At 67.0% G+C, this 13,763-nt stretch carries 11 protein-coding genes and 1 tRNA gene; 8 read left to right on the forward strand and 4 right to left on the reverse strand.

All coding sequences use genetic code 11. From position 1 onward, the window contains the following. Window positions 1-45 precede the first annotated feature (45 nt). Window positions 46-969 carry a glutaminase A gene (glsA, locus tag EH231_RS07030; protein ID WP_205263894.1) on the forward strand — a complete coding sequence of 308 codons (924 nt, stop codon included), beginning with the start codon at window positions 46-48 and terminating at the stop codon, window positions 967-969. Here the strand turns inward: glsA and EH231_RS07035 are convergent. Both EH231_RS07035 and EH231_RS07040 read right to left on the reverse strand, forming a co-directional pair. Beyond that, the gene (locus tag EH231_RS07035; protein ID WP_124712149.1) at window positions 966-1,541 is read right to left on the reverse strand and encodes a hypothetical protein; all 576 of its coding nucleotides are present in this window, start codon (window positions 1,539-1,541) and stop codon (window positions 966-968) included. The genes glsA and EH231_RS07035 overlap by 4 nt on opposite strands. 11 nt (window positions 1,542-1,552) lie before the next feature. Next, window positions 1,553-2,059, reverse strand: a complete 507-nt coding sequence (locus EH231_RS07040; protein WP_170856435.1) for a ribonuclease FAU-1 family protein — start codon at window positions 2,057-2,059, stop codon at window positions 1,553-1,555. 67 nt (window positions 2,060-2,126) lie between these two features. Here EH231_RS07040 and uvrB point away from each other — a divergent pair, with 67 nt between their 5' ends. From uvrB to EH231_RS07065, 5 genes are all read left to right on the forward strand, one after another. Further along, complete coding sequence (gene uvrB, locus EH231_RS07045; RefSeq protein ID WP_090430961.1) at window positions 2,127-4,286, forward strand: excinuclease ABC subunit UvrB; 2,160 nt, start codon at window positions 2,127-2,129, stop codon at window positions 4,284-4,286. A gap of 45 nt (window positions 4,287-4,331) precedes the next feature. Further along, the gene (locus tag EH231_RS07050) at window positions 4,332-5,726 is read left to right on the forward strand and encodes an MFS transporter (protein ID WP_124712150.1); all 1,395 of its coding nucleotides are present in this window, start codon (window positions 4,332-4,334) and stop codon (window positions 5,724-5,726) included. Window positions 5,727-5,920: 194 nt separating this feature from the next. After that, window positions 5,921-6,688: a DUF899 domain-containing protein gene (locus tag EH231_RS07055; RefSeq protein WP_124712151.1), complete on the forward strand. Its 768-nt coding sequence runs from the start codon at window positions 5,921-5,923 to the stop codon at window positions 6,686-6,688. Window positions 6,689-6,749: 61 nt separating this feature from the next. Further along, a tRNA-Cys gene (locus EH231_RS07060) sits at window positions 6,750-6,820 on the forward strand. 60 nt (window positions 6,821-6,880) lie between these two features. Next, entirely contained in the window at window positions 6,881-7,726 is an 846-nt protein-coding gene (locus EH231_RS07065; RefSeq protein WP_090430955.1) for an acyl-CoA thioesterase, read from the forward strand. 1 nt (window position 7,727) lies between these two features. On the opposite strand, the gene EH231_RS07070 is transcribed toward EH231_RS07065, so the two are convergent. Continuing rightward, window positions 7,728-9,263, reverse strand: a complete 1,536-nt coding sequence (locus EH231_RS07070; RefSeq protein WP_090430952.1) for a glycosyltransferase family 39 protein — start codon at window positions 9,261-9,263, stop codon at window positions 7,728-7,730. 356 nt (window positions 9,264-9,619) lie between these two features. Here EH231_RS07070 and EH231_RS07075 point away from each other — a divergent pair, with 356 nt between their 5' ends. Further along, window positions 9,620-10,063, forward strand: coding sequence for a universal stress protein (locus EH231_RS07075; protein ID WP_044524035.1), 444 nt, complete (start codon window positions 9,620-9,622; stop codon window positions 10,061-10,063). Window positions 10,064-10,081: 18 nt separating this feature from the next. On the opposite strand, the gene EH231_RS07080 is transcribed toward EH231_RS07075, so the two are convergent. Continuing rightward, window positions 10,082-10,765, reverse strand: coding sequence for an MBL fold metallo-hydrolase (locus EH231_RS07080; protein ID WP_090430950.1), 684 nt, complete (start codon window positions 10,763-10,765; stop codon window positions 10,082-10,084). A 73-nt stretch (window positions 10,766-10,838) separates the two neighbouring features. Here EH231_RS07080 and uvrA point away from each other — a divergent pair, with 73 nt between their 5' ends. Beyond that, window positions 10,839-13,733 carry an excinuclease ABC subunit UvrA gene (gene uvrA, locus EH231_RS07085; protein WP_090430948.1) on the forward strand — a complete coding sequence of 965 codons (2,895 nt, stop codon included), beginning with the start codon at window positions 10,839-10,841 and terminating at the stop codon, window positions 13,731-13,733. The last annotated feature ends 30 nt before the right edge of the window (window positions 13,734-13,763 follow it).

Raw genomic sequence — 13,763 nt, forward strand, 5'->3', positions numbered from 1 at the left:
ATTTAACTGATCGTCATCCGGCAGGTCCGGGACAGGAGGTGGTAGATGCCCGCGACGCGTTTGTTCCAGACTTCAGAACAGTCGTTGCGTGAGTACCTGCGTGCGGCCCAGGTGCGGGCGTGTCGCGCCGCGGCGGCCGGAAAGGTCAGCGCTCAGGTGCCGGCCCTGGCCGAGGTTGACCCGACGAGGTTCGCGATGGCCGTCGCCACCGTCGATGGTGCCGAGGCCCATATCGGCGAATCCGATGCCCGGTTCTCCATTCAGAGCCTGTCCAAGCTGTTCGCTTTGTGCGCACTGCTGCGGCATGAACCGGACGCCTGGTCGGCGGTGGGTTGGGGTCCGTCGGATGCGGGCTACGGCTCGGTGGCCGATCTCGAGCACAACCAGTGGCGGCCGCGAAACCCTTTCGTGAACTCCGGGGCGCTGGTGGTCACCGACCGGCTGCTGATGCACAGCGGCGACACGGTCGCCGCGACGGTTGAGCTGCTGGGCGGTCGAACTGTTGCGGCGTCGGACGCCCGGGTCGCGCAGTCCGAGACCGCGACCGACCACCGAAATTCGGCGATCGCCCATGTCCTGGCCGAGCACGGCCGATTGATCAACCCGATCGACGTGTTGCTGCCGCAGTATTTCGCACAATGCGCGATCACCGCGTCGGTGCGGACGCTGGCCCGTGCCGCACTGTTCCTCGCCGACAAGGACGGAGACCGGGCGGTGCTGGATCCGGAGACTGTTCGTCGCGTGAACGCGGTGCTGCTGATGTCCGGGATGTATGGGGCGGCAGGAGATATCGCCTACCGAATCGGACTGCCGGCCAAGAGCGGCATCGGCGGCGGGGTGCTGGCCGTCATGCCTGGCCGTGGCACGGTATGCGTGTGGAGCCCACCGCTGGACAGCGCCGGAAACTCGGCGGGCGGGGTCGCCGCGATCGAGGAATTCGCCCGCCGCGCGGGCTGGTCGGTCTTCTAGGTGGCCGGTGGCGCGGGTGCCGCGGGTGGCGGGACTGCCGGGTCGGCCGCCGGCGGCATCGCGGCATCGGTTCCGGCCGGGGCAGTGTCGATGACATTGCCCGGCACCGCGTTGTTCAGCGGGGCGCCACAAGGCAGGCTGCCGTAGTTCGGATCATCCTTGGGCCGGGTCAGCCGGGGGCCGACAAAGGTGTCGGCCTGGGCGACGACCTGGTCGTCCACCAGGATCTCGCAGTGCAGGTTCGCCGAGTACGGCCAGTCGATGCGCACCGCCATCCCGGCGGTCTCCGGATTGGTCACCACACCGGTGGCTTCGAAGACCCGGCCCGGCAGCATGGACGGGTCGGCGGTGTTGATGTTGGCGTCGTCGATCTTGTAGGCGATGGTCGCGTTGCGCGACACCCCGTCGATCCTGGCGCGGTAGGTGACGTTGTGTAGCTGCTGGTCGGGCAGCGGTTCCACCTGAGGCGGCGCTTCTGGGTCGGCCTGTGCCGCAGCGGGGATCAACAGCGCGCCGGTGAGGAGTCCTGCCAGCGCGGGGAGGACTCCCCAGGCGTACTTAGCTGAGCTCATGAATCCCGACCTTACGCTCCCCGCCACGTCAGGGCCATTCCGTTGCCGGACAGCCACTGATCAAGCTGATAGCCGCAGCTCGCCAGGCCCTCGATGGCGGTGGCCGCGGTTTGCACCGCCTGCTCGCCTACCTCTGGGCTCAGTAGACCGTGCCGAACAGCGGTCAGCAACTCGTCGACATCGCACAGTTCGACGCCGCGCCCGGAGCGGATCACCAGATCGAGGTAATGGTCCTCGGAATGCCAGGCGGTCGGGCCGGCGGTATAGCTGCCGACGTCGAGGTAGAAGTCCTGGTCCCGCTCGTGGCCGGGGCTGAAATGGAACACGCTGGCCCGCAGTCCGAGCGACGGGAGCAGCCACGATTCCAGGTAATGGAACTGGGCGCGGCCGGGCGTCGGGCGGGCCATGTAGAGGCCCCACGGCTCGACCGTGTAGACGTCGACGGCCCGCACGATGCCCTTTGGGTCGGTGTTCGTGCGGGCCACCAGGTCGAATGTCTCGTGCTTGGGCGGGTGGATGGGCCAAGCCTACGCGGGGAGCGAACGCAGGCGGAAGTTGTCGGTGCACAGTTCTACGCTGGTGAGCATGGCCTTTGCGACCGAACACCCCGTGCTCGCGCATTCGGAGTACCGGGCTGTCGATGAGATCGTCCGCACCGGTGCCCGGTTCGAGGTGGTCAGTGAGTACGACCCTGCCGGTGACCAGCCGGCCGCCATCGACGAGCTGGAGCGCCGGATCAAGGCGGGCGAGCGTGACGTCGTGCTGCTCGGTGCGACGGGTACCGGAAAGTCGGCCACCACGGCGTGGCTGATCGAGCGGCTGCAGCGGCCCACCCTGGTGATGGCGCCGAACAAGACGCTGGCTGCGCAGCTGGCCAATGAACTGCGGGAGATGTTGCCGCACAACGCTGTCGAGTACTTCGTCTCGTACTACGACTACTACCAGCCCGAGGCGTACATCGCCCAGACCGACACCTACATCGAGAAGGACAGCTCGATCAACGACGATGTCGAGCGGTTGCGGCACTCGGCGACCTCGAGCCTGCTGTCGCGGCGCGATGTGGTGGTGGTGGCATCGGTGTCGTGCATCTATGGCCTGGGCACGCCGCAGTCCTACCTCGACCGTTCGGTGGAGCTGGAGGTCGGTCAGGAGGTGCCGCGCGACGGGCTGCTGCGGTTGTTGGTGGATGTCCAGTACAACCGCAACGACATGGCGTTCACGCGGGGCACGTTCCGGGTCCGCGGCGACACCGTCGAGATCATCCCGTCCTACGAGGAACTGGCGGTGCGCATCGAGTTCTTCGGCGACGAGATCGAGGCGCTGTACTACCTGCACCCGCTGACCGGTGACATCGTCCGTCAGGTCGACTCGCTGCGGATCTTCCCGGCCACCCACTATGTGGCGGGGCCGGAGCGGATGGAGCACGCGATCTCGACCATCGAGGCCGAGCTCGAGGCGCGGCTCGCCGAGTTGGAGGGGCAGGGCAAGTTGCTGGAGGCTCAGCGGCTGCGGATGCGCACCAATTACGACGTCGAGATGATGAAGCAGGTCGGGTTCTGCTCGGGCATCGAGAACTACTCGCGCCACATCGACGGTCGTCCGGCCGGTTCGGCCCCCGCCACGCTGCTGGACTATTTCCCCGAGGACTTCCTGCTCGTCATCGACGAATCCCACGTCACGGTGCCGCAGATCGGCGGCATGTACGAGGGGGACATGTCGCGCAAGCGCAACCTGGTGGACTTCGGTTTCCGGCTGCCCTCGGCGGTCGACAACCGGCCGCTGACCTGGGAGGAGTTCGCCGACCGGATCGGCCAGACGGTGTACCTGTCGGCGACTCCGGGCGCGTACGAGATCAGCCAGGCCGGCGGCGAGTTCGTCGAACAGGTGATCCGCCCGACCGGTCTGGTCGACCCCCAGGTGGTGGTGAAGCCGACGAAGGGCCAGATCGACGATCTGATCGGCGAGATCCGGGCCCGCACCGAGCGCGACGAGCGCGTACTGGTCACCACGCTCACCAAGAAGATGGCCGAGGACCTCACCGACTACCTGCTGGAGCTCGGCATCAAGGTCCGGTACCTGCACTCCGAGGTCGACACCCTGCGGCGGGTCGAGCTGCTGCGGCAGCTGCGCCTCGGCGAGTACGACGTGCTGGTCGGCATCAACCTGCTGCGTGAGGGTCTGGATCTTCCCGAGGTGTCGTTGGTGGCGATTCTCGACGCCGACAAGGAGGGCTTCCTGCGTTCCACGCGCAGCCTGATCCAGACCATCGGTCGTGCGGCGCGCAACGTGTCCGGCGAAGTACACATGTACGCCGACAAGATCACCGACTCGATGCGGGAGGCGATCGACGAGACCGAACGCCGCCGCGCCAAGCAGGTCGCCTACAACGAGGCCAACGGGATCGACCCGCAGCCGCTGCGCAAGAAGATCGCCGACATCCTCGATCAGGTGTACCGCGAGGCCGACGATACAGAGTCGGTCGAGATCGGTGGCTCGGGACGCAACGCCTCGCGGGGCCGGCGTGCCCAGGGCGAACCCGGGCGGTCGGTCAGTGCCGGCATCGTGGAGGGCCGCGACACCACCAACATGCCGCGCGCCGAATTGGCCGATCTGATCAAGGATCTGACCGAGCAGATGATGACCGCCGCACGGGATCTGCAATTCGAGCTCGCGGCGCGGATCCGGGACGAGATCCAGGACCTGAAGAAGGAGTTGCGGGGGATGGACGCGGCCGGCCTGAAATGAGCCGGTGTTGACCTCAACGGCGGTTCAGCTTCTAGCGTCATCGATGTGACCGATACCGTGACGCCCGACATTGGCACCTGGCGGCAGTTGTTGGGCGCCAGGCATCTGGGCGCGTCCACCGTTTTGGCCGGCGGCGTACTGCTGTATGCCACCAACGAGTTCCTCACCATCAGCCTGCTTCCCAGTGCGGTGGTCGACATCGGCGGGCAGCGGTTCTACGCCTGGGTGACGACGGTGTACCTGGTTGCCTCGGTGATCGCTGCCACCACGGTCCATTCGACGCTGATGCGGTTGGGCCCGCGGCGGGCATATCTGTTGGGGCTCACGGTGTTCGGTGCCGGAAGCCTGGGCTGCGCGCTGGCGCCGAGCATGGAGGTGCTGCTCGCCGGGCGTACCGTGCAGGGCTTCGCCGGCGGACTGCTTGCCGGGCTCGGGTACGCGGTGATCAACACCGCGCTGCCGAATACGTTGTGGACCAAGGCCTCTGCGCTGGTGTCGGCGATGTGGGGGGTCGGCACCGTGATCGGCCCGGCGGCGGGTGGGCTGTTCGCGCAGTTCGGGCACTGGCGGTGGGCCTTCGGCGTGCTCGTTGTGCTGACGGTCGCGATGGCCGTGCTGGTGCCGGTCGCACTGCCCGGCCGCACTGGCGGTGCATCGGCTCCTACACCCGGCATCCCGGTGCGGTCGCTGACCGTGCTGGGCGCGGCGGCCATGGCGGTGAGCGTTGCCGGTATTCCCCATGATTGGCGGGCCACCGCAGCACTGCTCGCCCTCGGGGTGGCGCTGGTGGCCGTGTTCCTGTTCGTCGACCGTCGCGCCGGGGCATCGGTCCTGCCGCCCAGCGCATTCGGTCCGGGTCCGCTCAAATGGATCTACCTGAGCCTCGGCGTGCTGATGGCCGCCACCATGGTCGACATGTATGTGCCGCTGTTCGGGCAACGGCTGGCGCATCTGACGCCCGTGATGGCCGGATTCTTCGCTGCTGTGTTGTCGGTGGGGTGGACCGCGGGGGAGATCGTCAGTGCATCGCTGCAGAACCGGCGGGTGATCGTACGCACGGTGGCGTTCGCCCCCGTCGTGATGGCGGTCGGCCTGGCGGCCGGGGCGGTGTTGATCCGGGACGGCATGGCACCGTGGCTGGTGCTCATGTGGGCGGTGGCGCTCGCGGTCACCGGCGCCGGGATCGGTATCGCCTGGCCCCACCTGTCCGCCTGGGCGATGAGCGGCGTGGACGATCCGGCTGAGGGGCCCGCCGCCGCGGCGGCGATCAATACGGTGCAGCTGATCTGCGGTGCGTTCGGAGCGGGCCTGGCCGGCGTGGTCGTCAACCTCCGCGACACCGGAGATGCGGCCGCGGCGCGCTGGCTGTTCGCCACATTCGCGGTCCTCGCCGCGTTCGGCGCGGTCGCCTCGTTCCGGTCCGGTCGCCGGGTCGACTAGGCCCCGCAAGTTGCCCCGCGAGGCGTCGCAGCGCACCTGGTCGCCCCGCACCTAGCCCCGCGAGCGACCGTGTCTGTACCGCGACACGCCGTGAATCGGCGACCATTTGCGGTCGCTCGTGCTCCCTACCCAGCGATGAGTTTTGCCGGCGGCGTGAGTCTCACTCGTATAGGACCGACACGAGGAGTGATTCGATGCCGCTGACACTCAATGCCTACCCAGATGTCGCCACTCGGGACGAGTGGCTCGAGGCACGCAAGAAACTGCTGGCCGCCGAACGCGAGGTGACGCACCTGCGCGACGCGGTCAACGCCCAACGGCGCCGCCTGCCGATGGTGAAAGTGGACAAGGACTACACGTTCGAGGGGCCGAACGGCGAAGTGCGACTGGTGGACTTGTTCGAGGGTCGCAGCCAGCTCTACATCCACCACTTCATGTGGATCGACGCGATCGATCGGGGTTGCCCGAGTTGCACGGCTGCGGCCGATCTGACCTTCACCGAACAGGATCGAGACCTGTTGTACGGCAAGGATGTCACGTTCGCCTGTGTGTCTCGGGCTCCGTACGCCAGCATCGCGGCGTACCGGGACGCGCACGGTTGGACGTTCCCGTGGTACTCGTCGCGCGACGGCGACTTCACCTACGACTACCACGTGACGCTCGATCCGGCCCGTGCCCCAATCGAATACAACTACAAGTCCGCCGACGAGCTGAGAGCCGACGGCTTCAGCGATGACGACCTCCGGGGCGACTGGCCGGGGGCCAGCGTCTTCCTGCGTCGCGGCGACGACGTCTTCCACACCTACTCGACCTTCGCCCGCGGCCTCGATCACACCGCGGTGGGGTACCCGTTCCTCGACCTCACCCCGTACGGGCGGCAGGAACCGTGGGAGGACTCGCCGGCCGGGTGGCCGCAGGGCGGACCAGTGGTCGGCAGGCCGGTAGGGGACTGCGACGGTTAGTGATCATTGAGATCGAAACCATTGGCGGGCGCCGGAGTGGCTGGCAGAGTAGCCAACCGATGCGGGTGTGTCTGAGTGGCTAGGAACCGGCCTGCAAAGCCGTTTACACGGGTTCGAATCCCGTCACTCGCTCGGATGAGAGCCCCCGCCCGCTAACGGGCGGGGGCTGCATCGAATAATGCTGCGGTGCCCATGCTGCCTCTTGCCGACATCCTGTCCACGCTCGACCTGGTGGAGTCGGGCGACGGCATTTTCGTCGCAGAGCAGCGGGACAACCCCAGCCATCACATCGTGGGCGGGCATATCGCTGCCCAGGCGCTGATGGCGGCCAGCCGCACCGTCCCCGGCCGACTGCCGCATAGCCTGCACGTTTACCTGCTGCGGGCCGGGGACGCCCGGTATCCGGTGCAGATGGAAGTGAACAACCTGCGAGACGGCGGCTCGCTGTCCACCCGTCGGGTCATCGGCCGCCAAGGCGACGAGGTGTTGCTGGAAGCGCTCGTCTCGTTCAGCGTCCCCATGGACGCCGCGGATTACCAGCAACCCCGGCCCGCGGTGCCCGATCCCGAAACCCTGCCCCCGGTCGAGGAGCAGCTGCAGGCGTTCGCCGATGAGGCCGACGGGTTCTGGGTGCGCCCGCAGTGGATCGAGCGGCGCTACATCGACCCGCCACCACGGCTGGCGATCGATCTGCCGGAACCGCCGGAACGCACCCGGATGTGGTGGCGCGTGGGCGAGCCGGTCACCGACGATCCGATCGTCAACAGCTGCCTGCTGACATACTTCTCGGGCACCGCGGTGCTGGATTCCACCCTGTCGATGCGGCGCGGCACCCACGTGACCACGTTCTCTGCACTGATCGACCTCGCCGTCTGGTTCCACCGCGCCGCCGATCTGACCGATTGGCTGTTGTCCGACCAGGTTTCACCTAGCGGCATCAACGGGCGTGGCCTGGCCAGCGCTACCGTCTACAACCGGGCCGGCCAACTCGTGTGCTCGTCAACCCAGGAGATGTACTTCGGCCGTCGCCGCGACTGACTCAGCGGGTGGACTTGACCACCTGGGCGAAGTTGAACTGCCAGCGTTCGACGATGTGGAAACCCATGCTTTCGGGTACCTGATAGGCCGGGGCGCGGTCCAGTCGGGGTCCGGGCTGAAGCCGTTGTCCGCTCTGTCGGCTGGGCACCGAAGGGTCGCGTTCGGACACGGTCCACAAGACCGTGCACCGGCGCACCTCGTCGGCGACGCCCCAGATCCCGAGATGGGCATCCCACAACCGATTTCGTTGCCAGGCCGGCTTACCCCGACCCGGGTCGACGAGGTTGGCGTACGCAGCCGGCCGGGCCGCGGTGATGGGCCGGATCGGCCCCGGCTTCCATGATGTGGTGTTGTCGAAGATCACGCAGTCGCCGGGGGATGAGTTCGCCGCGATGACGTCGGCGACCTGGCTGAAATCCATGCCCTCTTTGGCGTACGGGCCGCGTTGCCCGGTGATGTAGTTCGGCGTCGCGGCCAGCGCGAACACCGCCAGGATCGCGGTGATCCATTCCCTGCTGCGGGCCACCGCCACCACACACACGGCGAGCAGCAGAGCCATCGCCGGTGTCGTGAAACACAGATAGCGCGGGTAGTAAAGCGGTTGGGCAGCAGCCGAATAGACCAGGAGCGCCGCGGTCGGGGCGATCACCCACACGGCTGCGATGGCGACCAGTCGCCGGGTATCGTCATCGGTGGGCCGCAGCCGTGGGACCAGCAGTGGCGCGCTCAGCGCGGCGGCAGCGAGCAGCGCGAAAGCCACGCTGTGGTCGAAATACTGCTCCAAGACGACTTCAGTGACCGTGCGCAGACCCGGCGGTGAGATCCAGCCGACCTGGAAGCTCTGCGAACGGCACCACACGAAGAAGGGGGCCACGACCAACACCCCAGCCGTGGTGACCGCTGCCCACCTGGCTCGGGCCCGGCGGTCGCCGAGCATGATCACGGCAACTGCGTGCGGAACCACCATCAGCACCGCGAAGATGTTCAGTACCGTCGAAACCGCCAGCAGCGCAACGTATGACACCCACAGCGCAGCGCGGTCACGCCGGATGGCGGAGATGAGCAGAACCGTCAGCCATACCGCCGCCAGCGTCGACCACGAATAGGAACGGGCCTCGATACCAGCCCAGGTGATCCTGGGCAGCATCGCGAAAAGCACTCCCGCACAGACCGATAGCGTCCGGTTGCCGAACTGCCGGCCGAGAACCACCACTCCGGCCGTGGCGCCACCGACGGCCAGGCAGCTGGAGAACCGGGACCAGAACTCGGTTGCCGGGAAAACGGTGAACCAGCCGTGCATGCCCAGGTAATAGAGCCCGTGCACGGCATCGATGTGGCCGATCAGCTCCCACAGCTGCGACACCGATCGGGTGGCCGCCGATATGGTGGCGGCCTCGTCGAACCACAGCGAGGGCCGGGCTGCCCCCGCCGCCGACAGCACGATGGCGAATGCGGCCACCGCCAGGGCGTCGAATCGGGCTTCTCGATCGACCCGCCGGTCCGCGCCATCGGCACGCTCATTCAGCGATAGATCCACGTCAGCGACCGTGTCACCCCCTCAACCGATGGCAAAGGTTAACCTGAGGCACCCGACTCGCTCTCTCCGACAGTGCTATTGCCGACCATGGTGACCGGTTGCAGGCGGATGAGCTGGATCACTACCGCGGTGAATCGTCCTGGCGACAACCCGGATTCGAACGACGTCGACTACGTCACGGTCAGCACCGATTTTTCGGTTCCGAGGGTTAACATCAGTGCCGATTCGCCGTTCCGGGACCGAATAGTGGGTCCAGTTGTCGGTTGGCCGTGTGGGTGTCGTGATTCGCACCCCTGGTCAGTGGGCAACGGGTTACTGTCTCGGGTGGCGTTGCAACTGACAGTGGGAGGGTATTGATGAGCGCGTATCGAACCGTGGTGGTCGGCACGGACGGATCTGATTCGTCGTTGCGTGCTGTCGACCGCGCCGGTCAGATTGCCGCCGGCTCGAATGCCAAGCTGATCGTGGCAACCGCCTACTTCCCGCAGAGCGAAGACCAGCGTGCCGCCGATGTGCTCAAGGACGAGGGTTACAAGATGGCCGGCAATGCGCCGATCTACGCCATCCTCCGCGAGGCGACCGACCGTGCGAAGGCTGCCGGCGCCACCGACATCGAGGAGCGGCCGGTCGTCGGCGCTCCCGTCGATGCGCTCGTCGAGCTGGCTGAGGACGTCCAGGCGGATCTGCTTGTGGTCGGCAACGTCGGCCTGAGCACCATCGCAGGCCGTCTGCTGGGCTCTGTGCCCGCGAACGTGGCACGCCGGTCCAAGACCGACGTGCTCATCGTCCACACCAGTTGACCCGTACGGGCTGACCGACTACCAACCGCGCTCGCGCCACTCCCCGAGGTGGGGACGTTCGGCGCCGAGCGTGGTGTCGTCTCCATGGCCGGGGTACACCACGGTCCGGTCGTCGTAGACGTCGAACACCTTGGCGCTCACATCGCCCAGTAGCCGCTCGAAGTCACCGGGCTGCCACGTCTTGCCGACACCGCCGGGAAACAGGCAGTCTCCGGTGAACAGGTGCGTGACACCGTCGGGTGACTTGAGCGCCAGCGCGACCGAACCCTCGGTGTGCCCCTGCAGGTGGATCACGTCGAACGTCAGGTCGCCGATCGCGATGGTGTCGCCGTCGGCCAGGATCCGGTCCGGGGTCACCGGCAAGGGTTCGGCGTCGAGTGCATGCGCGGCCGTGGGTGCCCCGGTGACCTCTGCCACAGTCGCCAGGGCCTGCCAGTGGTCGAAGTGCTGATGGCTGGTGACGATCAGGGACAGTTTCGGCACGTGCTGCTTGATCACGTCCAGGAGCACCTCGGCGTCGTTCGCGGCGTCGATCAGCAGTGTCTCTCCGGTGGAATTGCTGGTCACCAGGTAGGCGTTGTTGTCCATGGGCCCGACCGACACCTTGATGATCGAGGCGTTGGGCAGGGTGCGCCGGGCGGCTGTTCCCGGCTCCTGGTGACCGGTGTAGGTATCGGCAACCGCGATGTGAGGGCTGGTCATAGCGCCACCGTATCGGGCTTGTCGGTGGGCGCACATAGCATGGGCGTGAAGTCTGTCGTGGGAAAGGAAACGCGTGGCTGACCGCCTGATCGTGAAGGGTGCCCGCGAGCACAATCTGCGAGGTGTCGACCTCGATCTGCCGCGTGATGCGCTGATCGTGTTCACCGGCCTGTCCGGGTCCGGCAAATCCTCGTTGGCCTTCGACACCATCTTCGCCGAGGGCCAGCGCCGCTATGTCGAGTCGCTGTCGGCCTACGCCCGGCAGTTCCTCGGACAGATGGACAAACCCGATGTGGACTTCATCGAGGGCCTGTCGCCTGCGGTGTCGATCGATCAGAAGTCGACCAACCGCAACCCCCGCTCGACCGTGGGCACCATCACCGAGGTCTACGACTACCTGCGTCTGCTGTACGCCCGCGCGGGCACGCCGCACTGCCCGGTCTGTGGTGAACGGATCGCCCGCCAGACCCCGCAGCAGATCGTGGACCAGGTCCTGGCCATGGACGAGGGCCTGCGCTTCCAGGTGCTGGCCCCGGTGGTCCGCACCCGCAAGGGCGAGTTCGTCGACCTGTTCGAGAAGCTCAACAGCCAGGGCTACAGCCGGGTGCGGGTGGACGGCGTGGTGCATTCGCTCACCGATCCGCCCAAGCTCAAGAAGCAGGAAAAGCACGACATCGAGGTGGTCGTCGACCGGCTGACGGTCAAGGCCAGCTCCAAGCAGCGGCTCACCGACTCGGTGGAGACCGCGCTGAACCTGGCAGACGGCATCGTGGTGCTCGAGTTCGTCGACCGCGAGGACGACCATCCGCACCGTGAGCAGCGCTTCTCCGAGAAGCTGGCCTGCCCGAACGGTCACCCGCTGGCCGTCGACGATCTCGAACCCCGGTCGTTCTCGTTCAACTCGCCCTACGGCGCCTGCCCGGAGTGCACGGGCCTGGGCATCCGCAAGGAGGTCGACCCCGAACTGGTCGTGCCCGACCCGGACCTGACGCTGGCCGGCGGCGCCATCGCGCCGTGGGCTGTCGGGCAGAGTGCCGAGTACTTCACCCGGATGCTGTCCGGGCTGGGTGATCAGCTCGGGTTCGACATCGACACCCCGTGGAGGAAGCTGCCGGCCAAGGCGCGCAAGGCGATTCTGGAAGGCTCCGACCACCAGGTCCACGTCCGCTACAAGAACCGCTACGGCCGCACCCGGTCCTATTACGCCGATTTCGAGGGCGTGATGGCGTTCCTGCAGCGCCGGATGGAGCAGACCGACTCGGAGCAGATGAAGGAACGCTACGAGGGCTTCATGCGCGACATCCCGTGCCCGGAGTGCAACGGCACGCGGCTCAAGCCCGAGATCCTGGCGGTGACGATGTCCGCGGGGGACCACGGCGCGAAGTCCATCGCCGAGGTGGCCGAGCTGTCGATCGCCGACTGCGCTGATTTCCTGAACGACCTGACTCTGGGCACCCGTGAGCAGGCCATCGCCGGGCAGGTGCTCAAGGAGATCCAGTCGCGGCTCGGGTTCCTGCTCGACGTCGGGCTGGACTACCTGTCGCTGTCGCGGGCCGCCGCCACGCTGTCCGGTGGTGAGGCCCAGCGCATCCGGTTGGCCACCCAGATCGGCTCGGGGCTGGTCGGCGTGCTGTACGTGCTCGACGAGCCGTCCATCGGCCTGCACCAGCGGGACAACCGCAGGCTGATCGACACCCTCGTGCGGTTGCGCGACCTGGGCAACACTCTGATCGTCGTCGAACACGACCTGGACACCATCGCGCATGCCGACTGGGTCGTCGACATCGGCCCGGCGGCCGGAGAGCACGGCGGCCAGATCGTGCACAGCGGTACCTATCAGGATCTGCTGACCAATCCCGAATCCATCACCGGCGCTTACCTTTCCGGTAAGGAGAGCATCGAGGTCCCCGCCATCCGGCGGCCCACCGACAAGCGTCGTCAGGTCACCGTGGTCGGCGCGCGGGAGAACAACCTCAAGGAGATCGACGTCGCGTTCCCGCTGGGCGTGCTGACGTCGGTCACCGGGGTGTCCGGTTCGGGCAAGTCGACGCTGGTCAACGACATCCTGGCTTCGGTGATGGCCAACAAGCTCAACGGTGCCCGGCAGGTGCCCGGCCGGCACACCAGGGTCAACGGACTCGACCAGCTGGACAAGCTGGTTCGCGTCGACCAGTCGCCGATCGGCCGCACACCGCGGTCGAACCCGGCCACCTACACCGGGGTGTTCGACAAGATCCGGTCACTGTTCGCCGCCACCACCGAGGCCAAGGTCCGCGGTTACCAGCCCGGCCGGTTCTCGTTCAACGTCAAGGGCGGCCGGTGTGAGGCCTGCTCGGGTGACGGCACCATCAAGATCGAGATGAACTTCCTGCCCGACGTCTATGTGCCGTGCGAGGTCTGCCAGGGCGCCCGGTACAACCGGGAGACCCTTGAGGTGCATTACAAGGGCAAGACCATCGCCGAGGTGCTGGACCTGTCGATCGAGGAGGCCGCCGAGTTCTTCGAGCCGATCAGCTCGATCCACCGCTACCTCAAGACCCTCGTCGACGTCGGGCTGGGGTACGTGCGGTTGGGGCAGCCGGCGCCGACGCTGTCCGGCGGCGAGGCCCAACGCGTCAAGCTGGCCGCCGAACTGCAGAAGCGCTCCACCGGGCGCACCGTCTACATTCTCGACGAGCCCACCACCGGTCTGCACTTCGAGGACATCCGCAAGCTGCTCAAGGTGATCAACGGCCTTGTCGACAAAGGCAATACGGTGATCGTCATCGAGCACAACCTCGACGTGATCAAGACCTCGGACTGGATCGTGGACATGGGTCCCGAGGGCGGGGCCGGCGGTGGGACGGTCGTCGCGCAGGGCACGCCCGAGGATGTGGCGGCGAACCCGGACAGCTACACCGGCCAGTTCCTCGCCGAGCTGGTCGAGGTGCCCGCTCCGAAACCCAAGCGGCGCAAGGTCAGTGCCTGATCGACCCGGTGCGGACCGATAATCCGGTTG

It is taken from the genome of Mycolicibacterium nivoides (assembly GCF_003855255.1).
Lineage (GTDB): Bacteria > Actinomycetota > Actinomycetes > Mycobacteriales > Mycobacteriaceae > Mycobacterium > Mycobacterium nivoides.